Genomic DNA, 24,933 nt, shown 5'->3' on the forward strand with positions numbered 1-24,933 from the left:
TTGCCTTATTTTTATTTTTGAATCATATGATTAATAAAATAATCAGTTACTCGGTAATCATCTGTTAATTCTGGATGGAAAGAAACTCCTAAATATTTATCTTGCTTTACAGCGACAATTTTGTCGCCTACTTCGCTTAAGATTTCAACATTATCTCCAACTTTTGCTATATGAGGTGCTCTAATAAATACGCCTTCAATATCAGTAGCTATACCTTTTATTTCTAATTCGGATTCAAAACTATCTACCTGTCTTCCAAATGAATTACGTTCAACAGTAATATCCAACTTATTTAAATATCCAGTTTCTCCTTCAACATCACTGGCTAATACTATTAGCCCTGCACATGTACCAAACATAGGTAATTCTGATTGTTGTAACTTTTCTTTAAAACCATATAAATCCATTAATCTTCTCAATGTTGTTGACTCGCCACCAGGTAATATTAAGCCATCAATATCATCTAACTGTTCTACTTTTTTGATTGCAATACCTTCATGACCACTTAACTCTATATGTCGAATATGTTCTCGAACTGCTCCTTGCAGTGCTAATACACCTATTTTCATATACTACCAACCACGCTCTTGCATACGTTCTTCTAAAGAAATTTGATTAATATCTAAACCTTTCATAGCTGTACCTAATTCTGCTGCTAGTTTACCGATAAGTTCATAGTCTTGATAATGAGTAGTAGCTTGAACGATAGCTTTAGCAAATTTTTCCGGATCTTCAGATTTAAAAATACCTGATCCAACAAATACTCCATCTGCGCCTAATTCCATCATTAAGGCAGCATCTTGAGGAGTAGCAACACCACCAGCTGCAAAGTTTACGACTGGTAATCTACCATGATCTTTAATTTGTTTTAATACTTCGTATGGTGCACCAATATCTTTGGCAAAAGTCATGATTTCGTCATCATTCATTACAGTCAAACGACTTACTTCAGCATTCACTCTTCTCATATGTCTAACTGCTTCTACTATATTACCTGTACCAGGCTCTCCTTTAGTACGTAACATAGCTGCTCCTTCGCCAATACGACGAGCTGCTTCGCCCAGATTACGACAACCACAAACGAAAGGTACAGTGAATTGATCTTTACGTAAATGGTATTCTTCATCTGCTGGAGTTAATACTTCTGATTCATCTATATAGTCCACTCCCATTGCTTCTAAAACGCGCGCCTCTGTAATATGACCAATTCGTGCTTTAGCCATTACTGGGATTGATACTGCATTCATTACTTCTTCAACAATTTTAGGATTAGCACTACGAGCAACGCCACCCGCCGCTCTAATATCAGAAGGTACTCTTTCTAAAGCCATTACTGCTACAGCACCAGCTTCTTCAGCAATTTTCGCTTGTTCAGCATTAACTACGTCCATAATGACGCCGCCTTTTTGCATTTCAGCCATACCACGTTTAACTCTTTCAGATCCAACTATTTTAGACATACAATCTACCCCTTTACTTCTTGATTAAATTTATTGTAAAGGATAAACTGATATTTAAAAAGGTTCAATTTATACATAATAAAGGCGGTCAGTTTAATGAGACATTCTAATTCATTATATTTAGATTTATATGAAAAACTGAAAAAACAAATAATAGAAGGACAATATCAATCCAACGATAGATTTCCCTCTAAACGACAATTAAGCGAACATTTATCTTTAAGTAACACAACGATTGAGCATGCCTATCAATTACTACTAGATGAAGGATTTATATACTCTAAACCGAGATCTGGATACTATGTATCTGATATTGAATCATTACCGGTTCTTCCTAACCCCTATGTAACAATTTCAAATGAACAAATTGATGGAATTGATTTAAATGTAGAACATAATGATTATGATTATTCTTTTAATTTATCAGAAATTGATGCAGAACATTTCCCATCTCATTTATTCCGGAAATACGCTAAAGAAGTATTTGAAGATCATAACTTAGATTTTTTACAAAGAGGTAATAAACAAGGGGAATTCGAATTAAGACAACAAATTGCACATTACTTATTCACTAGTAGAGGTGTTACTGCGCACCCTCAACAAATTGTTATTGGTTCTTCTACTGAACAATTATTAAATATGCTAACTGATATACTTGAATCTTCATCATTTATTATTGAAAAGCCAAGTTATCCACCTATTAAACAAGTTCTAGATAAAAAGAAATTTAAATATTTACAAGTACCAGTCGAAAAAAGCGGCATACAAACTAAACCCATTTTTTCTTCGAATTATAACGTACTTTATATTACTCCATCACATCAATTTCCAACAGGACACGTTATGAATTTGAAAAAAAGAACACAGCTTATCAATTGGGCTCAACATCAAACTAACAGATATATTATTGAAGATGATTATGATTCAGAGTTTAGATATTTTGGAAAGCCAATACCCGCATTACAAAGTCTAGATTCACAAGATAAAATTATTTACATCAGTACATTCTCTAAATCAATTTACCCAAGCTGTAGAATAGCGTATATAGTATTACCTCCTAAAATATTAGATTTATACCACCAATATGATTATAGTGAAGCAAACACTGCTCCAGTACATATACAAAGAATTATCGCTCAATTCATGAGCAGTGGAAGTTTTGAACGTCATTTAAATAAAATGAGGAAAATTTATAAAGAAAAATTAACGTATATTTTAAATGCACTTTCCCCATATGAAGAACAACTAAAAGTTGATGGTGCTTTAACTGGTATGCATTTTACATTAACAGTTTTAAATGGATTAAGTATGGAAGAATGCATAGATCGTGCTAAACATCACTCATTAAAATTAACACCATATCAATTCGATGATGATGTAAAAATAAAACCAAAGTTTATTATAGGTTTTGGAGGAATTCCAAAAGAACAATTAAATTCACATACAGAAGCCCTTATTAATTCGTTAATTATAAAGTAACACTTCTTTTTATTTAAAAAGTTAGTGTTACTTATGCAATTGACTTTAGTCTATTGTATTTATAATTAACTTTACAAAAACATTCCTTAATATATTAGTTGCATATTCTAAAAATGATTTCATCATCCAAAAATATTGTATTAAAAAACTGGACAGATAAAATTTGAATTTTCATCCGTTCAGTTTTTTTTAAATAGATAAATTAAGACATAAAAAAAAGACCTTACGGTCTCAATGCGGCTCATCGCATCCTATTATTTGCCTGGCATATATAGTTGTACTTAATAGCTAAAGTAGCTAAAGCTATTAAGTAAGTAAAACAATGCGATTATAAATCGCTGTTTTGCTTTAGAACGTTAGTCTGCTACCATCGGCGCTAAGGAGCTTAACTTCTGTGTTCGGCATGGGAACAGGTGTGACCTCCTTGCCATTGTCACCAGACAAATGGAATGTATTATACATTCAAAACTAGATAGTAAGTAAAATGATTTTGCGTCGCAAAACATAAAATTGATTAAGTCTTCGATCGATTAGTATTCGTCAGCTCCACGTGTCACCACGCTTCCACCTCGAACCTATTAACCTCATCATCTTTGAGGGATCTTATAACCGAAGTTGGGAAATCTCATCTTGAGGGGGGCTTCATGCTTAGATGCTTTCAGCACTTATCCCGTCCATACATAGCTACCCAGCTATGCCGTTGGCACGACAACTGGTACACCAGAGGTATGTCCATCCCGGTCCTCTCGTACTAAGGACAGCTCCTCTCAAATTTCCTACGCCCACGACGGATAGGGACCGAACTGTCTCACGACGTTCTGAACCCAGCTCGCGTACCGCTTTAATGGGCGAACAGCCCAACCCTTGGGACCGACTACAGCCCCAGGATGCGATGAGCCGACATCGAGGTGCCAAACCTCCCCGTCGATGTGAACTCTTGGGGGAGATAAGCCTGTTATCCCCGGGGTAGCTTTTATCCGTTGAGCGATGGCCCTTCCATGCGGAACCACCGGATCACTAAGTCCGTCTTTCGACCCTGCTCGACTTGTAAGTCTCGCAGTCAAGCTCCCTTATGCCTTTACACTCTATGAATGATTTCCAACCATTCTGAGGGAACCTTTGAGCGCCTCCGTTACCTTTTAGGAGGCGACCGCCCCAGTCAAACTGCCCACCTGACACTGTCTCCCACCACGATAAGTGGTGCGGGTTAGAAAGCCAACACAGCTAGGGTAGTATCCCACCAATGCCTCCACGTAAGCTAGCGCTCACGTTTCAAAGGCTCCTACCTATCCTGTACAAGCTGTGCCGAATTTCAATATCAGGCTACAGTAAAGCTCCACGGGGTCTTTCCGTCCTGTCGCGGGTAACCTGCATCTTCACAGGTACTATGATTTCACCGAGTCTCTCGTTGAGACAGTGCCCAAATCGTTACGCCTTTCGTGCGGGTCGGAACTTACCCGACAAGGAATTTCGCTACCTTAGGACCGTTATAGTTACGGCCGCCGTTTACTGGGGCTTCGATTCGTAGCTTCGCAGAAGCTAACTACTCCTCTTAACCTTCCAGCACCGGGCAGGCGTCAGCCCCTATACATCACCTTACGGTTTAGCAGAGACCTGTGTTTTTGATAAACAGTCGCTTGGGCCTATTCACTGCGGCTCTTCTGGGCGTTAACCCTAAAGAGCACCCCTTCTCCCGAAGTTACGGGGTCATTTTGCCGAGTTCCTTAACGAGAGTTCGCTCGCTCACCTTAGAATTCTCATCTTGACTACCTGTGTCGGTTTGCGGTACGGGCACCTGTTATCTATCTAGAGGCTTTTCTTGGCAGTGTGAAATCAACGACTCGAGGAAACAATTTCCTCTCCCCATCACAGCTTGACCTTATGAGTGCCGGATTTGCCTAACACTCAGTCTTACTGCTTGGACGTGCAATCCAATAGCACGCTTCGCCTATCCTACTGCGTCCCCCCATCGATTAAAACGATACTAGGTGGTACAGGAATATCAACCTGTTATCCATCGCCTACGCCTGTCGGCCTCAGCTTAGGACCCGACTAACCCAGAGCGGACGAGCCTTCCTCTGGAAACCTTAGTCAATCGGTGGACGGGATTCTCACCCGTCTTTCGCTACTCACACCGGCATTCTCACTTCTAAGCGCTCCACATGTCCTTGCGATCATGCTTCAACGCCCTTAGAACGCTCTCCTACCATTGTCCTACGGACAATCCACAGCTTCGGTAATATGTTTAGCCCCGGTACATTTTCGGCGCAGTGTCACTCGACTAGTGAGCTATTACGCACTCTTTAAATGATGGCTGCTTCTAAGCCAACATCCTAGTTGTCTGGGCAACGCCACATCCTTTTCCACTTAACATATATTTTGGGACCTTAGCTGGTGGTCTGGGCTGTTTCCCTTTCGAACACGGACCTTATCACCCATGTTCTGACTCCCAAGTTAAATTGATTGGCATTCGGAGTTTGTCTGAATTCGGTAACCCGAGAAGGGCCCCTCGTCCAAACAGTGCTCTACCTCCAATAATCATCACTTGAGGCTAGCCCTAAAGCTATTTCGGAGAGAACCAGCTATCTCCAGGTTCGATTGGAATTTCTCCGCTACCCTCAGTTCATCCGCTCACTTTTCAACGTAAGTCGGTTCGGTCCTCCATTCAGTGTTACCTGAACTTCAACCTGACCAAGGGTAGATCACCTGGTTTCGGGTCTACGACCAAATACTCAACGCCCTATTCAGACTCGCTTTCGCTACGGCTCCACATTCACTGCTTAACCTTGCATCAAATCGTAACTCGCCGGTTCATTCTACAAAAGGCACGCCATCACCCATTAACGGGCTCTGACTACTTGTAAGCACACGGTTTCAAGTTCTCTTTCACTCCCCTTCCGGGGTACTTTTCACCTTTCCCTCACGGTACTGGTTCACTATCGGTCACTAGAGAGTATTTAGCCTTAGGAGATGGTCCTCCCAGATTCCGACGGAATTTCACGTGCTCCGTCGTACTCAGGATCCACTCAAGAGAGTATATATTTTCGACTACAGGATTATTACCTTCTTTGATTCAACTTTCCAGATGATTCGTCTAATATATACTTTTGTAACTCCGTATAGAGTGTCCTACAACCCCAACAAGCAAGCTTGTTGGTTTGGGCTCTTCCCGTTTCGCTCGCCGCTACTCAGGGAATCGATTTTTCTTTCTCTTCCTCCGGGTACTAAGATGTTTCAGTTCTCCGGGTCTGCCTTCTGATATGCTATGTATTCACATATCGATAACATGACATAACTCATGTTGGGTTTCCCCATTCGGAAATCTCTGGATCAACGCTTACTTACAGCTCCCCAAAGCATATCGTCGTTAGTAACGTCCTTCTTCGGCTTCTAGTGCCAAGGCATCCACCGTGCGCCCTTAATAACTTAATCTATGTTTCCATCCTACAGGAAACGCGTTATTAATCTTGTGAGTGTTCTTTCGAACACTAGCGATTATTTCTTATGAATTCAAGCTTTAAAACTCTAATTCACTCGGTTTTGCTTGGTAAAATCTATATTTTACTTACTTATCTAGTTTTCAATGTACAATAATGAAATGGTGGGCCTAAGTGGACTCGAACCACCGACCTCACGCTTATCAGGCGTGCGCTCTAACCAGCTGAGCTATAGGCCCATCACGTTGAATGTTGTTATAAACATTCAAAACTGAATACAATATGTCAATGTTATTCCTTCATCTTCTACGAAGATGTTCCGAATATATCCTTAGAAAGGAGGTGATCCAGCCGCACCTTCCGATACGGCTACCTTGTTACGACTTCACCCCAATCATTTGTCCCACCTTCGACGGCTAGCTCCATAAATGGTTACTCCACCGGCTTCGGGTGTTACAAACTCTCGTGGTGTGACGGGCGGTGTGTACAAGACCCGGGAACGTATTCACCGTAGCATGCTGATCTACGATTACTAGCGATTCCAGCTTCATGTAGTCGAGTTGCAGACTACAATCCGAACTGAGAACAACTTTATGGGATTTGCTTGACCTCGCGGTTTAGCTGCCCTTTGTATTGTCCATTGTAGCACGTGTGTAGCCCAAATCATAAGGGGCATGATGATTTGACGTCATCCCCACCTTCCTCCGGTTTGTCACCGGCAGTCAACTTAGAGTGCCCAACTTAATGATGGCAACTAAGCTTAAGGGTTGCGCTCGTTGCGGGACTTAACCCAACATCTCACGACACGAGCTGACGACAACCATGCACCACCTGTCACTTTGTCCCCCGAAGGGGAAAACTCTATCTCTAGAGTGGTCAAAGGATGTCAAGATTTGGTAAGGTTCTTCGCGTTGCTTCGAATTAAACCACATGCTCCACCGCTTGTGCGGGTCCCCGTCAATTCCTTTGAGTTTCAACCTTGCGGTCGTACTCCCCAGGCGGAGTGCTTAATGCGTTAGCTGCAGCACTAAGGGGCGGAAACCCCCTAACACTTAGCACTCATCGTTTACGGCGTGGACTACCAGGGTATCTAATCCTGTTTGATCCCCACGCTTTCGCACATCAGCGTCAGTTACAGACCAGAAAGTCGCCTTCGCCACTGGTGTTCCTCCATATCTCTGCGCATTTCACCGCTACACATGGAATTCCACTTTCCTCTTCTGCACTCAAGTTTTCCAGTTTCCAATGACCCTCCACGGTTGAGCCGTGGGCTTTCACATCAGACTTAAAAAACCGCCTACGCGCGCTTTACGCCCAATAATTCCGGATAACGCTTGCCACCTACGTATTACCGCGGCTGCTGGCACGTAGTTAGCCGTGGCTTTCTGATCAGGTACCGTCAAGACGTGCACAGTTACTTACACGTTTGTTCTTCCCTGATAACAGAGTTTTACGATCCGAAGACCTTCATCACTCACGCGGCGTTGCTCCGTCAGGCTTTCGCCCATTGCGGAAGATTCCCTACTGCTGCCTCCCGTAGGAGTCTGGACCGTGTCTCAGTTCCAGTGTGGCCGATCACCCTCTCAGGTCGGCTACGTATCGTTGCCTTGGTAAGCCGTTACCTTACCAACTAGCTAATACGGCGCGGATCCATCTATAAGTGACAGCAAGGCCGTCTTTCACTATTGAACCATGCGGTTCAAAATCTTATCCGGTATTAGCTCCGGTTTCCCGAAGTTATCCCAGTCTTATAGGTAGGTTATCCACGTGTTACTCACCCGTCCGCCGCTAACGTCAAAGGAGCAAGCTCCTTATCTGTTCGCTCGACTTGCATGTATTAGGCACGCCGCCAGCGTTCATCCTGAGCCAGGATCAAACTCTCCATAAAAAATTATGATGTTTGATTAGCTCATAAAACTAAATTAATTGTTGTAACTTCCGTTACATTATTGGAATTAACGTTGACATATTGTCATTCAGTTTTCAATGTTCATTTCTTTACCGACAAGAATTAATTATACGCTTTATTAACTTTAAAGTCAACAACTTTTTATAATTAATTTTAAATCGTATATACTCCACAAAAAAATGACCTAACGGCCAATATGTGAGTATTTGCCTGGCAACGTCCTACTCTAGCGGAACGTTAGTCCGACTACCATCGGCGCTAAGGAGCTTAACTTCTGTGTTCGGCATGGGAACAGGTGTGACCTCCTTGCCATTGTCACCAGACAAATGGAATGTATTATACATTCAAAACTAGATAGTAAGTAAAATGATTTTGCGTCGCAAAACATAAAATTGATTAAGTCTTCGATCGATTAGTATTCGTCAGCTCCACGTGTCACCACGCTTCCACCTCGAACCTATTAACCTCATCATCTTTGAGGGATCTTATAACCGAAGTTGGGAAATCTCATCTTGAGGGGGGCTTCATGCTTAGATGCTTTCAGCACTTATCCCGTCCATACATAGCTACCCAGCTATGCCGTTGGCACGACAACTGGTACACCAGAGGTATGTCCATCCCGGTCCTCTCGTACTAAGGACAGCTCCTCTCAAATTTCCTACGCCCACGACGGATAGGGACCGAACTGTCTCACGACGTTCTGAACCCAGCTCGCGTACCGCTTTAATGGGCGAACAGCCCAACCCTTGGGACCGACTACAGCCCCAGGATGCGATGAGCCGACATCGAGGTGCCAAACCTCCCCGTCGATGTGAACTCTTGGGGGAGATAAGCCTGTTATCCCCGGGGTAGCTTTTATCCGTTGAGCGATGGCCCTTCCATGCGGAACCACCGGATCACTAAGTCCGTCTTTCGACCCTGCTCGACTTGTAAGTCTCGCAGTCAAGCTCCCTTATGCCTTTACACTCTATGAATGATTTCCAACCATTCTGAGGGAACCTTTGAGCGCCTCCGTTACCTTTTAGGAGGCGACCGCCCCAGTCAAACTGCCCACCTGACACTGTCTCCCACCACGATAAGTGGTGCGGGTTAGAAAGCCAACACAGCTAGGGTAGTATCCCACCAATGCCTCCACGTAAGCTAGCGCTCACGTTTCAAAGGCTCCTACCTATCCTGTACAAGCTGTGCCGAATTTCAATATCAGGCTACAGTAAAGCTCCACGGGGTCTTTCCGTCCTGTCGCGGGTAACCTGCATCTTCACAGGTACTATGATTTCACCGAGTCTCTCGTTGAGACAGTGCCCAAATCGTTACGCCTTTCGTGCGGGTCGGAACTTACCCGACAAGGAATTTCGCTACCTTAGGACCGTTATAGTTACGGCCGCCGTTTACTGGGGCTTCGATTCGTAGCTTCGCAGAAGCTAACTACTCCTCTTAACCTTCCAGCACCGGGCAGGCGTCAGCCCCTATACATCACCTTACGGTTTAGCAGAGACCTGTGTTTTTGATAAACAGTCGCTTGGGCCTATTCACTGCGGCTCTTCTGGGCGTTAACCCTAAAGAGCACCCCTTCTCCCGAAGTTACGGGGTCATTTTGCCGAGTTCCTTAACGAGAGTTCGCTCGCTCACCTTAGAATTCTCATCTTGACTACCTGTGTCGGTTTGCGGTACGGGCACCTGTTATCTATCTAGAGGCTTTTCTTGGCAGTGTGAAATCAACGACTCGAGGAAACAATTTCCTCTCCCCATCACAGCTTGACCTTATGAGTGCCGGATTTGCCTAACACTCAGTCTTACTGCTTGGACGTGCAATCCAATAGCACGCTTCGCCTATCCTACTGCGTCCCCCCATCGATTAAAACGATACTAGGTGGTACAGGAATATCAACCTGTTATCCATCGCCTACGCCTGTCGGCCTCAGCTTAGGACCCGACTAACCCAGAGCGGACGAGCCTTCCTCTGGAAACCTTAGTCAATCGGTGGACGGGATTCTCACCCGTCTTTCGCTACTCACACCGGCATTCTCACTTCTAAGCGCTCCACATGTCCTTGCGATCATGCTTCAACGCCCTTAGAACGCTCTCCTACCATTGTCCTACGGACAATCCACAGCTTCGGTAATATGTTTAGCCCCGGTACATTTTCGGCGCAGTGTCACTCGACTAGTGAGCTATTACGCACTCTTTAAATGATGGCTGCTTCTAAGCCAACATCCTAGTTGTCTGGGCAACGCCACATCCTTTTCCACTTAACATATATTTTGGGACCTTAGCTGGTGGTCTGGGCTGTTTCCCTTTCGAACACGGACCTTATCACCCATGTTCTGACTCCCAAGTTAAATTGATTGGCATTCGGAGTTTGTCTGAATTCGGTAACCCGAGAAGGGCCCCTCGTCCAAACAGTGCTCTACCTCCAATAATCATCACTTGAGGCTAGCCCTAAAGCTATTTCGGAGAGAACCAGCTATCTCCAGGTTCGATTGGAATTTCTCCGCTACCCTCAGTTCATCCGCTCACTTTTCAACGTAAGTCGGTTCGGTCCTCCATTCAGTGTTACCTGAACTTCAACCTGACCAAGGGTAGATCACCTGGTTTCGGGTCTACGACCAAATACTCAACGCCCTATTCAGACTCGCTTTCGCTACGGCTCCACATTCACTGCTTAACCTTGCATCAAATCGTAACTCGCCGGTTCATTCTACAAAAGGCACGCCATCACCCATTAACGGGCTCTGACTACTTGTAAGCACACGGTTTCAAGTTCTCTTTCACTCCCCTTCCGGGGTACTTTTCACCTTTCCCTCACGGTACTGGTTCACTATCGGTCACTAGAGAGTATTTAGCCTTAGGAGATGGTCCTCCCAGATTCCGACGGAATTTCACGTGCTCCGTCGTACTCAGGATCCACTCAAGAGAGTATATATTTTCGACTACAGGATTATTACCTTCTTTGATTCAACTTTCCAGATGATTCGTCTAATATATACTTTTGTAACTCCGTATAGAGTGTCCTACAACCCCAACAAGCAAGCTTGTTGGTTTGGGCTCTTCCCGTTTCGCTCGCCGCTACTCAGGGAATCGATTTTTCTTTCTCTTCCTCCGGGTACTAAGATGTTTCAGTTCTCCGGGTCTGCCTTCTGATATGCTATGTATTCACATATCGATAACATGACATAACTCATGTTGGGTTTCCCCATTCGGAAATCTCTGGATCAACGCTTACTTACAGCTCCCCAAAGCATATCGTCGTTAGTAACGTCCTTCTTCGGCTTCTAGTGCCAAGGCATCCACCGTGCGCCCTTAATAACTTAATCTATGTTTCCATCCTACAGGAAACGCGTTATTAATCTTGTGAGTGTTCTTTCGAACACTAGCGATTATTTCTTATGAATTCAAGCTTTAAAACTCTAATTCACTCGGTTTTGCTTGGTAAAATCTATATTTTACTTACTTATCTAGTTTTCAATGTACAATAAATGTTTGAATGTTGTATAAACATTCAAAACTGAATACAATATGTCAATGTTATTCCTTCATCTTCTACGAAGATGTTCCGAATATATCCTTAGAAAGGAGGTGATCCAGCCGCACCTTCCGATACGGCTACCTTGTTACGACTTCACCCCAATCATTTGTCCCACCTTCGACGGCTAGCTCCATAAATGGTTACTCCACCGGCTTCGGGTGTTACAAACTCTCGTGGTGTGACGGGCGGTGTGTACAAGACCCGGGAACGTATTCACCGTAGCATGCTGATCTACGATTACTAGCGATTCCAGCTTCATGTAGTCGAGTTGCAGACTACAATCCGAACTGAGAACAACTTTATGGGATTTGCTTGACCTCGCGGTTTAGCTGCCCTTTGTATTGTCCATTGTAGCACGTGTGTAGCCCAAATCATAAGGGGCATGATGATTTGACGTCATCCCCACCTTCCTCCGGTTTGTCACCGGCAGTCAACTTAGAGTGCCCAACTTAATGATGGCAACTAAGCTTAAGGGTTGCGCTCGTTGCGGGACTTAACCCAACATCTCACGACACGAGCTGACGACAACCATGCACCACCTGTCACTTTGTCCCCCGAAGGGGAAAACTCTATCTCTAGAGTGGTCAAAGGATGTCAAGATTTGGTAAGGTTCTTCGCGTTGCTTCGAATTAAACCACATGCTCCACCGCTTGTGCGGGTCCCCGTCAATTCCTTTGAGTTTCAACCTTGCGGTCGTACTCCCCAGGCGGAGTGCTTAATGCGTTAGCTGCAGCACTAAGGGGCGGAAACCCCCTAACACTTAGCACTCATCGTTTACGGCGTGGACTACCAGGGTATCTAATCCTGTTTGATCCCCACGCTTTCGCACATCAGCGTCAGTTACAGACCAGAAAGTCGCCTTCGCCACTGGTGTTCCTCCATATCTCTGCGCATTTCACCGCTACACATGGAATTCCACTTTCCTCTTCTGCACTCAAGTTTTCCAGTTTCCAATGACCCTCCACGGTTGAGCCGTGGGCTTTCACATCAGACTTAAAAAACCGCCTACGCGCGCTTTACGCCCAATAATTCCGGATAACGCTTGCCACCTACGTATTACCGCGGCTGCTGGCACGTAGTTAGCCGTGGCTTTCTGATCAGGTACCGTCAAGACGTGCACAGTTACTTACACGTTTGTTCTTCCCTGATAACAGAGTTTTACGATCCGAAGACCTTCATCACTCACGCGGCGTTGCTCCGTCAGGCTTTCGCCCATTGCGGAAGATTCCCTACTGCTGCCTCCCGTAGGAGTCTGGACCGTGTCTCAGTTCCAGTGTGGCCGATCACCCTCTCAGGTCGGCTACGTATCGTTGCCTTGGTAAGCCGTTACCTTACCAACTAGCTAATACGGCGCGGATCCATCTATAAGTGACAGCAAGGCCGTCTTTCACTATTGAACCATGCGGTTCAAAATCTTATCCGGTATTAGCTCCGGTTTCCCGAAGTTATCCCAGTCTTATAGGTAGGTTATCCACGTGTTACTCACCCGTCCGCCGCTAACGTCAAAGGAGCAAGCTCCTTATCTGTTCGCTCGACTTGCATGTATTAGGCACGCCGCCAGCGTTCATCCTGAGCCAGGATCAAACTCTCCATAAAAAATTATGATGTTTGATTAGCTCATAAAACTAAATTAATTGTTGTAACTTCCGTTACATTATTGGAATTAACGTTGACATATTGTCATTCAGTTTTCAATGTTCATTAATGTAATAAATCATGGTGGAGACTAGCGGGATCGAACCGCTGACCTCCTGCGTGCAAAGCAGGCGCTCTCCCATCTGAGCTAAGCCCCCATTATTTAAGAAGTCGGGAAGACAGGATTCGAACCTGCGACCCCTTGGTCCCAAACCAAGTGCTCTACCAAGCTGAGCTACTTCCCGTATATAGTTATTAACTTTAAAAATGGCGCGCCCGATAGGAGTCGAACCCATAACCTCTTGATCCGTAGTCAAACGCTCTATCCAGTTGAGCTACGGGCGCTATTTAAAGATGGTGCCGAGGACCGGAATCGAACCGGTACGGTGATCTCTCACCGCAGGATTTTAAGTCCTGTGCGTCTGCCAGTTCCGCCACCCCGGCAAAATAATGGAGCAGAAGACGGGATTCGAACCCGCGACCCCGACCTTGGCAAGGTCGTATTCTACCGCTGAACTACTTCTGCATTATTTCGCTTGAAAATATAATTAAAATCGTAATGAGCCATAGAGGATTCGAACCTCTGACCCTCTGATTAAAAGTCAGATGCTCTACCAACTGAGCTAATGGCTCAAAAGATGGTGCCGGCCAGAGGACTTGAACCCCCAACCTACTGATTACAAGTCAGTTGCTCTACCAGTTGAGCTAGGCCGGCAATTAAATGGTGGAGAATGACGGGTTCGAACCGCCGACCCTCTGCTTGTAAGGCAGATGCTCTCCCAGCTGAGCTAATTCTCCTGTTATCTATTGCCTGGCAACGTCCTACTCTAGCGGAACGTTAGTCCGACTACCATCGGCGCTAAAGAGCTTAACTTCTGTGTTCGGCATGGGAACAGGTGTGACCTCTTTGCTATTGTCACCAGACAAATTAACTTACTTTATTAATGATAAACGTTTGTTTGATTGATTTCAATAGTCAATTTTACACTTTATTAAAAAGAATTTTACATTCTCTTTACTTCCTCTGTGTTTTTGACGACTTTTATATATTACTTCATTTGTTTTATAAAGTCAATGGTTTGTTTCAAGTTTTTTAAAAAACTTAGAATTAAGTCCGTTCAACTTTTCCACTTGAATTATTCTATCACATCTCTACTCACTAAACTATAGGTATTATTACTTTCTATCAATAAATTTGTTACTTTTTCAAACTAAAGGTAACAAATTGTTTAATCATTATTTTTCATTTTTATAATAAAACAAAAGCACTAACCACCTGAGTGATTAGTGCTTATATAGAAATCATTTATTTTTGTCTCATATATGGGAATAATAATACATCTCTAATTGATGGAGAATCAGTTAATAGCATAACCAATCTATCAATTCCGATTCCTAAACCACCTGTTGGAGGCATACCATATTCTAATGCTTCAATATAGTCTTCATCCATTTCATGCGCTTCATCATTACCTTGTTCTTTTTCAACTAATTGAGCTTCAAATCTTTCTTTTTGATCGATAGGATCATTTAACTCAGTGAATGCATTGGCATGTTCTCTACCTACAATGAATAGCTCGAATCTGTCTGTAAATCTTGGATCTTCCGGATTCTTTTTAGCCAACGGTGAAATATCAATTGGATGACCGTATATAAACGTTGGTTGAATTAATGTTTCTTCTACTTTTTGTTCAAAGAATTCATTTAATATGTGACCATACTTCATGTTTTCAGTAATTTCAATACCATGTTCTTTAGCTAGTGCTTTAGCTTCTTCATCTGATTTAACTTCATAAAAGTTTACGCCAGTAGCTTCTTTAACTGCATCAACAATGTGCAATCTTGTCCAAGAAGACTCTAAGTCGATTTCAGTACCATTATATTGAACTTTAGCTGAACCAAGCACTTCTTGTGCAATGTGTCTAACCATTGATTCTGTTAGGTCCATAATGTCATGATAATCTGCATATGCCTCATATAATTCAATCATTGTGAATTCTGGATTATGTCGTGTAGATACACCTTCGTTACGGAATACACGTCCGATTTCGTATACTTTTTCTAGTCCACCTACAATTAATCGTTTTAAATGTAGTTCGATAGCAATACGCATATATAAAGTAGCATCTAATGCATTGTGATGAGTAACAAATGGTCTAGCAGCAGCACCACCAGCAATTTGGTGCATCATAGGCGTTTCTACTTCTAAGAAACCTTGTTTGTTTAAGTAATTACGCATTTCTTGAATAATCTTACTACGATTAATAAATGTACGCGTACTATCTTGGTTAGTGATTAAATCTAAGTAACGTTGACGGTAACGTTGCTCAATATCTTGCAATCCATGGAATTTATCAGGTAATGGTCTTAAAGCTTTAGTTAATAAAGTAAATGATTTAGCTTTTACTGATAATTCACCAGTATTAGTTTTGAACATTACACCTTCAACACCAACAATGTCTCCTAAGTCAGCGTTTTTCCATAAATCAAATTGTTCATCTCCAACTTGATCTTTTCTTACATAGATTTGGATTTGCCCTGATAAATCTTGAACATGTGCAAATCCCGCTTTACCTTTACCACGTTTAGTCATAATGCGTCCAGCTATAGCTACATGGCTTTGTTCTTCTTTTTCATGTAATTCTTCTTTTGAGAATTCGTCCCAATCTGTTTTTAGCTCAGATGCTGATGCAGAACGATCATATCTTTGACCAAATGGATCAATTCCTAAATCTCTTAATTCTTGTAATTTTTGTCGACGGACCTGCATTTGGTCATTCATTTCTTCTGACATAACTTTCTCTCCTTTAGGCTTCTTGTTTTCAGTTAATTATTTTATACGTTCTAGTTGGAAATATTATAAATTAGCAACCATTTGTTGTTCTATTGATACTTGATACAATGTTTTTAATTCCAAAAATTATTTTAGCACTTTTAAGATGCTAAAAGCATATTTCCCTTTTCTATAACATAACGTCAATATAGTTACCTTTCAATTCTACTAAACCATAAAGATGTTATAAAGGAATTTTTACTTTATCCTAACGCATGAGTTTAAATCCATTATAAAATAAATGCTTTTTCAATTTATTCTTTGTACTTTTTAACTGTATTATCCTCAGTGACTATTGACCCAATCGTTTTATTAGAGCGAGGTTCAATTTGTTTAGAGGCAATGTCGTTCAATGGAATCAATACAAAAGCACGCTCAACCATTCTAGGATGAGGTACTACCAAATCATTCTCTTCTATAATGTTATTTCCATATAATAATATATCTATATCTAATGTACGAGGTCCCCATCTAATTTTTCTAACACGATGAAGTTCTTGTTCTGTATCTAAACAACATGTTAACAATTGTCTTGCTGTTAATGTTGTTTCAATTTCTATACATAAATTTAAAAATTTAGGCTGATCGGTATACCCTACTGGATCTGTTTCATATATAGGGGATATATCTGTAACATCAATATTTTCGTATTGATTTAAGATTTGAATAGCTTGCTTTAATTGTTGCTCTCTGTCGCCTATATTACTTCCCAAACCTAAATATGCTTTAATCATTTAATGACTCTCCCTCACTATTTCAATACCTACTCCATCGTAGTGACCAGGTATAGGTGGGTTCTCTTTAGTGATTCTAACTTTTGTTTCCATTACACGATTATAGTGTGAATTTATACGTTTTGCAATACGTTCAGCTAGATGCTCGAGTAAATTCGAAGGCTCACCCTCAACAATAGATTTTACATCTTCAAACACTTCTCCATAATGGACTGTATCCTTTACATCATCTGACTTACCAGCGTCTTTCAAATCAACTTTTAAAGTGAGATCTACAACAAATATTTGTCCTATTTCATTTTCAGCTGACAATGCCCCATGATATCCGTAAAAACGCATTCCATTAAGAAATATGATGTCTTTCATTTTCATTCTCCTTTAAAAAGTCCATACCTTGTGCAATTCGAGCGTTGAGTTCGACATGGTGAACTCTGACAGCTTTAACGCCCTTCATTATACCATAGGCAGTTGTTGATGCTGTAGCTTCATCCCTCTCTAAAGGTTTGGTATCTTTACCTATCATTTCCTTAATAAACCTTTTACGACTAGTCGCAAGTAATACCGGATATTCTGTAGCTACTAATTCATCAAGTCGAGCCATCACTTCATTTTCTTCTTCACGTGTTTTCGCAAAACCTATACCTGGATCAAGCCAAATTTTTTCTTGAGGAATACCAGCCATCTCAGCTTTATTAGCTTGCGATAATAAAGTTACTAACATTTCATCGACAACTGGTTTATCTCTTTGTCCATCACCATTATGCATAAGTACGATTTCTGCATTGTAATTAGCGACAACTTCAAATATTTTAGGATCAAACAATCCAGCCCATTGATCATTAATCATTGTAGCGCCTAATTTTAAACAAGCTTCAGCTACTTCACTTCTATATGTATCTATTGATATTTGTGTATCGAGTTCTATTAAAGACTTAACTACAGGTACAACTCTATCTAACTCTTCCTCAAGCGTAATTTCTTTATATCCTGGTCTTGTTGATACACCACCTACATCAATAATATCAACACCTTCATTTATCATTTCTTTCGCTCTTTCAACCGCATTTTCAACTGAATTGTATTTTCCACCATCTGAAAATGAGTCTGGCGTAACGTTAAGTATGCCCATAATTTTTGTTTTTGACATTTAATCACCTTTTCATTTCATTAATATAAACATCATTAGTCTCACTTATAATGATATCATTACTCACATAATAATTTCAGTGTCAAAATCAGAATGTTCGATAATTATATCGATTAATCTGTAAATAAAATGATTTCACTTACAATAAGACATAAAAAATAGCGGAGTTACACACCCCGCTAATACATCTATTATAATTAATCATCGAATGAGTATAAAGGTGTAGATAAGTAACGTTCACCATTACTTGGTAATACTGTTACTACTGTTTTACCTTTACCTAATTCTTTTGCTTTTTGAATGGCTGCATGAATAGCTGCACCTGAAGAAATACCTGATAAGATACCTTCTTCTTTAGCAACACGACGTGCCATTTCCATTGCTGTTTCATTTCCTACTTTAATAATACTGTCGTAAATATCAGTATTTAACGTATCTGGAACAAATCCTGCACCTAAACCTTGTAATTTATGTGGTCCTGGTTCTCCACCACTAAGTACTGGAGATGCTTCTGGTTCAATAGCCACAATTTCAATTTCAGGATATTGTTTTCTTAATACTTTACCTACACCTGAAAGTGTACCACCAGTTCCAACACCAGCTAAGAACGCATCAATTTTTTTACCTTCAAATTGTTCTACTAATTCTGGACCTGTTGTAAGTTCATGAATTTCAGGGTTTGCTTGGTTTTCGAATTGTTGTGGTTCAAAATAACCGTGTTCTTCTTTTAATTCTTTAGCTTTTTTAATAGCGCCTTTCATAGCTTCTGATCCTGGAGTTAATACTAATTCAGCACCATATGCTTTTAATAAGTTACGACGTTCTTGACTCATTGTTTCAGGCATAGTAAATACTGCTTTATAACCTTTTGCTGCACAGACAAATGCTAAACCAATACCTGTGTTACCACTTGTAGGTTCTACAATTGTATCACCAGGTATAATTTTTCCTTCTTTTTCAGCTTTTTCAATCATAGCTAATGCGATACGGTCTTTTACTGAACCGCCTGGATTTTGATATTCTAATTTAACATAAATATCTGCTGCATCTTCATCAACAACATTTCTCAACTTAACTACAGGTGTATTTCCAATTATTTGTGTTATATTTTCTACTGGTTTTTGTGCCATTAAAAACACTCCTTTTCAACGAAATTAATAAAGCTTAGTCTTTTTATCGGATATCTTTATTCTATCAGAATTTTCTCAAAATACAAATATATTTTATTTATACTGAAATTGAGTAATTGTTATACATTTTAAAATCTTCCCTAAACCAAATTAAAGTAAACGTTAACTCAAAATACTACCAATTTATTAATTAATTTAAGCCATAGATTCTAATAATTGATTTAATTCGGATTCACTATAATTGTATTTATTACCACAGAAGTGACAAACTGCTTCTGCACCATGATCTTCTTTAATCATATCGGATATTTCAGCTTCTCCTAATCCTTTGATTGCGTTCAAGAATTTTTCATGACTGCAATTACATTCGAATTGTACTGGAGAAGTTTCCAATATTTGAACGTTATCTTCTCCAAGTATTTCATTTAAAATACCTTCAGGTGTTAGGCCTTGTTCAATTAATTTAGATACAGGTGTCATTTGGTTAATAGCTTCTTCCAACTTATTAATAGTTTCTTCTTTAGCTCCCGGCATTACTTGTATAATAAATCCACCGGCTGCTTTAATTGTGTTATCAGGATTAACAAGTACACCTAATCCAACTGATGAAGGTGTTTGTTCACTTGTAGCATAATAATAAGTGAAGTCTTCTCCTAATTCACCTGATACAATTGGACTTGATCCAGAAAAGTAATCTTTCATACCTACATCTTTAACTACTTGAATTGAGCCTTCTGTCCCAACTGCTCTTCTTACATCTAATTTTCCTTGTTCATTTAAAGGAAAATGCGTTTGTGGATGGTCTACGTAAGCGCGTACGTTACCTTTTGCATCCGCATCCGCAATAATTTTCCCTATTGGACCGCGACCATCAACTGTTACTGTTAATTTTTGAGTTCCTTTTAACATTGCGCCCATCATTACCGTAGCAGTCATTGTTCTTCCAATTGCTGCTGAGGCTGTTGGCCATGTATAGTGTCTTGTTTGTGCTTCTTGAACTGATTCAGTTGTTAATGAAGCATATGCTCTTATTTCTCCATCAAATGCTAGGGCTTTAACTATATAATCATGTGTCATTATTTATTTCTCCTTTTAATGAGGTTCTCTATTATTTATCATTTTATATTTTGAATATCATTTTCGAATAACTATTATACATCTGTTGCTTATTTTCATGAAATTATTTGCTTCACATTATATTTACTTTGCTTTTTAAAAGAAGAATCGAGTTTCGCTATAGTCTAAGCTAACTTTCTTCTCTCACTATTACTAATATAAAAAACATCCCCTTACTATTACAGTAAGGGGATTGAACTAAGAACTAATTATTCTCTATGATTTGGATCATTAGGATTATATGGTTTATCAATGTTTGGTGATTGTTCATGTCCTGTTGATTCAGTATCTGATTCATCATTATCATGATCACTTTCACCGTCATTATTATCTAAAGATTGTTCTTTTCGAACATCTTCGTATGATTTACCATATTTACCGTCTTTGAATTCTGAGTCAGTTTCTGTTACAACTTCTGCAGAATCATAATCAACTTCAGGTAATTTACCTTCATGGAATAATGATTGAATTTGTTCTGCAACCAATGTTTCCTCAGTAAGTAATGTCTTAGCAATAAGTTTTAATTGTTCTTGATGTTCTAATAAGATTTCTTTACAACGTTCATATTGTTCTTTAACAATACGTTGTACTTCTTTATCAATTTCATAAGCAATTTGACCTGAGTAATTTGGTTCACCTTGCATATCTTTACCTAAGAATACTTGGCCATTACCGCTACTAGAGAATTGTAAAGGTCCGAGTTTTTTACTCATACCATATTCAGTAACCATTGATCGAGCAATTTGTGTAGCTCTTTCAAAGTCGTTTGAAGCACCAGTAGAAACCTCACCGAAGTTAATATCTTCTGATACACGACCACCAAGTAAACCACAAATTTTATCTAATAGTTCCGGTTCTGTCATTAAGAATCGATCTTGTTTAGGTAACATCATCGCATAACCACCAGCTTGTCCACGTGGAACGATAGTCACTTTGTGAACAACTTCTGCTTCATCAAGTACCATACCAATAATAGTATGACCAGCTTCATGGTGAGCAACAATATTTCTTTCTTTATCAGAGATAACACGTGATTTCTTAGCTGGACCAGCGATGACACGGTCTGTCGCTTCTTCTATATCACGCATATCAATTTTGTTCTTGCCTTCACGTGCAGCAATTAATGATGCTTCGTTTAATAAGTTTTCTAAGTCAGCACCAGAGAAACCTGGTGTTCTTTGAGAAATAGCTTTTAAATCAACAGTTTCATCAAGTGGTTTGTTTTTAGCATGTACATGTAAAATAGCCTCACGACCCTTAACATCGGGACGACCAACTTGAATTTGTCTGTCAAAACGTCCAGGACGTAATAACGCTGGGTCTAAAATGTCAGGACGGTTTGTAGCAGCAATCATGATGATACCTTCATTTTCACCAAAGCCATCCATTTCAACTAATAATTGGTTAAGTGTTTGTTCACGTTCGTCGTGTCCACCACCAACACCTGCACCACGTTGACGACCTACAGCATCGATTTCATCGATAAAGATAATACATGGTGCATTTTTCTTAGCATTTTCAAATAAGTCACGTACACGACTTGCACCAACACCGACAAACATCTCAACGAAGTCTGAACCACTAATTGAGAAGAATGGTGCGCCGGCTTCACCAGCAACAGCACGTGCAAGTAATGTTTTACCAGTACCTGGAGGTCCAACAAGTAAAACACCTTTTGGTATTCTAGAACCCATTTGTTTAAATTTCTTGTTATCTTTTAAGAAGTCTACAATTTCTACAAGTTCTTGTTTCTCTTCATCTGCACCTGCAACATCTGAGAAACGAACACGGCGTTTACTGCTATCGTACATTTTAGCTTTGGATTTACCAAAGTTCATCATACGACCGCCGCCACCGCCACCTTGAGCTTGGCTAAGGAAGAAAATAAATAATAATGCAATGATTAAAACAGGAATCAATGTTGTTAGAATACTAACAAACACACTTTGTTCTTCTTCTTCTTTAACTGTAAATTTCAATCCATCTTGTTTCTGAGCTGTATCAGTAATTTTTTGTAAATCTTTTTCGTTGTTAAATAAAATTGTTGATGAATAATCTTCACCTTTTTTTGTTTTACCGCTTACCATGTATACGTTTTGTTCAGGTTGAATTTCTAATGATTTTAAATCGCCTTTATCCAATTTACTAACAAACTGCGTATATGTAAGTTGCTTTGGCATATTTCCATTACCATTTAGGAAAGAAAAAAGGCCAAATATTATAACGCCTATAATTGCGATAACTAGCACATTGCGAAACGCTTTCTGCATGTGTCATTTCCTCCTACTTCCAATAATAAAACTAACAAAAATTGTAACACAATACATCTTGACCAGGCTACTATTTCAACTTTAGTATTGGTTCTTCAATTTTAGTCAACTTCCACTATATAGATTTTTAATTTTTAGTTATATCATGATTTAAAAATAAGTAATGTCATGTTTAATTTAGACATCGTGATTTAAATTGAGTCTACACTAAAATGATGTTTAATCATAGTAATAAAACATCGCACCCAACTTTTTAACATCGAAATTAACTTGTTACTTTATGAATATACTTCCGGTTTTAAAGTACCGATGTAAGGTAAGTTTCTATAATGTTCACCGTAATCAAGTCCGTATCCAACTACAAACTCGTCAGGAATTTTTTTACCTACGTATTTTGCTTCAATATTAGCTTTTCTACGATTTGGTTTATCTAATAAAGTAACAATTTCTAATGAGTTTACTTTTCTTGATTGTAATAATTCAGTAATTGATTTCAATGTTGTACCAGTTTCTAAAATATCTTCAATAATTAAGACATCTTTGTTTTCAATAGAAGAACCTAAATCTTTGATGATTTGTACTTCACCAGTTGATTCAGTACCACCGTGATAACTTGATACATCCATAAAATCAATCGATAAATGTGTATCAATACGTTTGATTAAATCCGCCATAAACATGACTGATCCTTTTAAAATCCCAATACAAACAAGTGGTTTATCTTGATAATCTTTAGTCAACTGTTCTCCTAAGTTCTTACAAATGGTTTGAATTTCTTCTTCACTCATTACAATATTTTTTATATCCTTATGCATTTGCTATTCATCTCCAATATTTCTAATGTTTATATAATGTTTATAGTTTTTATTGATATATAACTGACCCACAGCGATAACATTTCCCTCTGCATTAATAACAATTGGTAAACGATTGCGTTCAATAGCCTCGATTTTACAATCAATCAATAACCGACTTACTTTTTTATGTTTATTTTCACTACCGTTTAATAAAAAACGGTCACCATTTTGACGTGTTCTTATAGTTAATGGTAATTGTTCTAACGGGAAATCTGATTGTATGATAATTTCATAATCTCCAAAGTGATATGTATGAGGTGTTTCGATGACTTTTATTGAACTTACATCGTTCATTTCTGTATTAGTCATTATTATAAATGTATCATATGAAATTTGAATTATCCATTTATCTGTAATATCAATCGTAAATTGTGATTTTTGACTTGCAAATTGGTCAAACCATGACTGATACATTTTATCAGATATTGAAGTTGCTAAGGAGATTTTTTCAAATATTTGGTCAAGTACATGCACCTTTACATTATCTGTTAATTGATTAAAGCTGGTTCTTGGAATAGTAATTTTAGTTCGATTCGCCTTTATAAGAGCTTGTTCATCAATAAATTGGCTCGCTAAATTGCGAAGTGTTTCTAATTCTTGATCATGCCAAGATTTTAACTTTAATAAGTGGTCGATACTTAATTGCTCGTTGTCTAAAATCGCAGGTAAAATACGATTACGTATATCATTTCTTACATATACGTTTTTGTGATTTGATGCATCTTCATAAAATGGAACATGAAATTCCGATTGATACTTCTTAATTTGATCTTTAGAAATATTTAATAACGGCCGACAAAGTTTATAATGTTGACGATTTGATTCATAAGCAATGCCCAGAGTACTACGAGTAAATCTCCCTGTAAACAACCTATAAAATATAGTCTCAATTTGATCATCTTGATGATGTGCTGTTAATAATACATCAGCCTTAAGTTTTTTCATCATAAAATCAAACCAGTCGTAGCGATATTGACGCGATTCGTTTTGAATACTATTTCCCGCTTCTACGATATTATTTAAATCAAGGTGTTTAATATAATAGTCAATATGGTGTTTTTCGCAAAACGTTTTAAAGAACGTTTCTTCCTCTGCTGATTCTTGTCGTAAGCCATGATTAACATGAATGCATGTTAATTTACGATATGTATGTTGATATTCATTTAATAAAAGATGTAATAGGCACATGCTATCTATTCCTGTTGATACAGCTAATACAATATGGTCATCTTTTGACCAACCTGTTGAATTCATTTCCATCAACTATTCACCTCCGCACAAGCTAATCAAATACCAAATCATCATTACAATAAAAATAGACTGCTCCTTCATCAAGAAACAGTCTTAGATTGTCTGTCCATTTACAGAAACTCACAATACAAAATTTATATTATTGTAAC

Annotated in this window: 12 protein-coding genes, 9 tRNA genes, 6 rRNA genes and 1 other annotated feature; of the genes, 1 reads left to right on the forward strand and 26 read right to left on the reverse strand. The window is 39.5% G+C overall.

The window, feature by feature from the left end:
• Positions 1-11 precede the first annotated feature (11 nt).
• Together pdxT and pdxS are read right to left on the reverse strand one after the other, a co-directional pair.
• Positions 12-569, reverse strand: a complete 558-nt coding sequence (pdxT, locus tag NSQ15_RS11145; protein ID WP_017638467.1) for a pyridoxal 5'-phosphate synthase glutaminase subunit PdxT — start codon at positions 567-569, stop codon at positions 12-14.
• A gap of 3 nt (positions 570-572) precedes the next feature.
• The gene (pdxS, locus tag NSQ15_RS11150; protein WP_017638468.1) at positions 573-1,460 is read right to left on the reverse strand and encodes a pyridoxal 5'-phosphate synthase lyase subunit PdxS; all 888 of its coding nucleotides are present in this window, start codon (positions 1,458-1,460) and stop codon (positions 573-575) included.
• A gap of 96 nt (positions 1,461-1,556) precedes the next feature.
• Here pdxS and pdxR point away from each other — a divergent pair, with 96 nt between their 5' ends.
• The gene (gene pdxR / locus NSQ15_RS11155) at positions 1,557-2,939 is read left to right on the forward strand and encodes a MocR-like pyridoxine biosynthesis transcription factor PdxR (protein WP_017638469.1); all 1,383 of its coding nucleotides are present in this window, start codon (positions 1,557-1,559) and stop codon (positions 2,937-2,939) included.
• 359 nt (positions 2,940-3,298) lie between these two features.
• Positions 3,299-3,380: a sequence feature (5S ribosomal RNA rRNA prediction is too short), on the reverse strand.
• A 69-nt stretch (positions 3,381-3,449) separates the two neighbouring features.
• Here the strand turns inward: pdxR and NSQ15_RS11160 are convergent.
• The 24 genes from NSQ15_RS11160 to tilS form a co-directional block, all read right to left on the reverse strand.
• A 23S ribosomal RNA gene (locus tag NSQ15_RS11160) occupies positions 3,450-6,371 on the reverse strand.
• A 167-nt stretch (positions 6,372-6,538) separates the two neighbouring features.
• Positions 6,539-6,615: transfer RNA gene (locus NSQ15_RS11165), tRNA-Ile, on the reverse strand.
• Between the two features lie 96 nt (positions 6,616-6,711).
• Positions 6,712-8,264: ribosomal RNA gene (locus NSQ15_RS11170) — 16S ribosomal RNA — on the reverse strand.
• Between the two features lie 229 nt (positions 8,265-8,493).
• Positions 8,494-8,608, reverse strand: a 5S ribosomal RNA gene (gene rrf / locus NSQ15_RS11175).
• A 69-nt stretch (positions 8,609-8,677) separates the two neighbouring features.
• Positions 8,678-11,599, reverse strand: a 23S ribosomal RNA gene (locus NSQ15_RS11180).
• A gap of 255 nt (positions 11,600-11,854) precedes the next feature.
• Positions 11,855-13,407: ribosomal RNA gene (locus NSQ15_RS11185) — 16S ribosomal RNA — on the reverse strand.
• A 121-nt stretch (positions 13,408-13,528) separates the two neighbouring features.
• Positions 13,529-13,604: transfer RNA gene (locus NSQ15_RS11190), tRNA-Ala, on the reverse strand.
• A gap of 13 nt (positions 13,605-13,617) precedes the next feature.
• A tRNA-Pro gene (locus NSQ15_RS11195) sits at positions 13,618-13,691 on the reverse strand.
• A gap of 23 nt (positions 13,692-13,714) precedes the next feature.
• A tRNA-Arg gene (locus NSQ15_RS11200) sits at positions 13,715-13,791 on the reverse strand.
• A 10-nt stretch (positions 13,792-13,801) separates the two neighbouring features.
• A tRNA-Leu gene (locus NSQ15_RS11205) sits at positions 13,802-13,890 on the reverse strand.
• A 7-nt stretch (positions 13,891-13,897) separates the two neighbouring features.
• Positions 13,898-13,972, reverse strand: a tRNA-Gly gene (locus tag NSQ15_RS11210).
• Between the two features lie 34 nt (positions 13,973-14,006).
• Positions 14,007-14,079 (reverse strand) — tRNA-Lys (locus NSQ15_RS11215).
• Between the two features lie 6 nt (positions 14,080-14,085).
• Positions 14,086-14,161: transfer RNA gene (locus NSQ15_RS11220), tRNA-Thr, on the reverse strand.
• Positions 14,162-14,168: 7 nt separating this feature from the next.
• Positions 14,169-14,244: transfer RNA gene (locus NSQ15_RS11225), tRNA-Val, on the reverse strand.
• Positions 14,245-14,255: 11 nt separating this feature from the next.
• A 5S ribosomal RNA gene (rrf, locus tag NSQ15_RS11230) occupies positions 14,256-14,370 on the reverse strand.
• Together the 16S, 23S and 5S rRNA genes with 9 tRNA genes alongside form the textbook arrangement of a ribosomal RNA operon.
• 382 nt (positions 14,371-14,752) lie before the next feature.
• Positions 14,753-16,240: a lysine--tRNA ligase gene (gene lysS / locus NSQ15_RS11235; protein ID WP_029056256.1), complete on the reverse strand. Its 1,488-nt coding sequence runs from the start codon at positions 16,238-16,240 to the stop codon at positions 14,753-14,755.
• Positions 16,241-16,533: 293 nt separating this feature from the next.
• Entirely contained in the window at positions 16,534-17,013 is a 480-nt protein-coding gene (gene folK / locus NSQ15_RS11240; RefSeq protein WP_017638124.1) for a 2-amino-4-hydroxy-6-hydroxymethyldihydropteridine diphosphokinase, read from the reverse strand.
• On the reverse strand, positions 17,014-17,379 hold the full coding sequence (gene folB / locus NSQ15_RS11245; protein ID WP_017638125.1) for a dihydroneopterin aldolase: 366 nt from the start codon (positions 17,377-17,379) through the stop codon (positions 17,014-17,016).
• Entirely contained in the window at positions 17,357-18,160 is an 804-nt protein-coding gene (folP, locus tag NSQ15_RS11250) for a dihydropteroate synthase (RefSeq protein ID WP_017638126.1), read from the reverse strand. The genes folB and folP overlap by 23 nt, the downstream gene beginning before the upstream one ends.
• A gap of 197 nt (positions 18,161-18,357) precedes the next feature.
• Positions 18,358-19,290 (reverse strand): cysteine synthase A, encoded by a 933-nt coding sequence (gene cysK, locus NSQ15_RS11255; RefSeq protein WP_070451999.1) that lies wholly within the window; start codon positions 19,288-19,290, stop codon positions 18,358-18,360.
• 195 nt (positions 19,291-19,485) lie between these two features.
• Positions 19,486-20,367 carry an Hsp33 family molecular chaperone HslO gene (gene hslO / locus NSQ15_RS11260; RefSeq protein WP_070452002.1) on the reverse strand — a complete coding sequence of 294 codons (882 nt, stop codon included), beginning with the start codon at positions 20,365-20,367 and terminating at the stop codon, positions 19,486-19,488.
• A 248-nt stretch (positions 20,368-20,615) separates the two neighbouring features.
• The gene (gene ftsH / locus NSQ15_RS11265) at positions 20,616-22,676 is read right to left on the reverse strand and encodes an ATP-dependent zinc metalloprotease FtsH (protein WP_017638129.1); all 2,061 of its coding nucleotides are present in this window, start codon (positions 22,674-22,676) and stop codon (positions 20,616-20,618) included.
• Between the two features lie 278 nt (positions 22,677-22,954).
• The gene (hpt, locus tag NSQ15_RS11270; RefSeq protein WP_070452004.1) at positions 22,955-23,491 is read right to left on the reverse strand and encodes a hypoxanthine phosphoribosyltransferase; all 537 of its coding nucleotides are present in this window, start codon (positions 23,489-23,491) and stop codon (positions 22,955-22,957) included.
• Between the two features lie 3 nt (positions 23,492-23,494).
• On the reverse strand, positions 23,495-24,793 hold the full coding sequence (gene tilS / locus NSQ15_RS11275) for a tRNA lysidine(34) synthetase TilS (protein WP_070452006.1): 1,299 nt from the start codon (positions 24,791-24,793) through the stop codon (positions 23,495-23,497).
• Between the last annotated feature and the right edge of the window lie 140 nt (positions 24,794-24,933).

This window comes from Staphylococcus sp. FSL W8-0774, from assembly GCF_038006785.1.
Taxonomy (GTDB): Bacteria; Bacillota; Bacilli; order Staphylococcales; family Staphylococcaceae; genus Staphylococcus; species Staphylococcus pasteuri.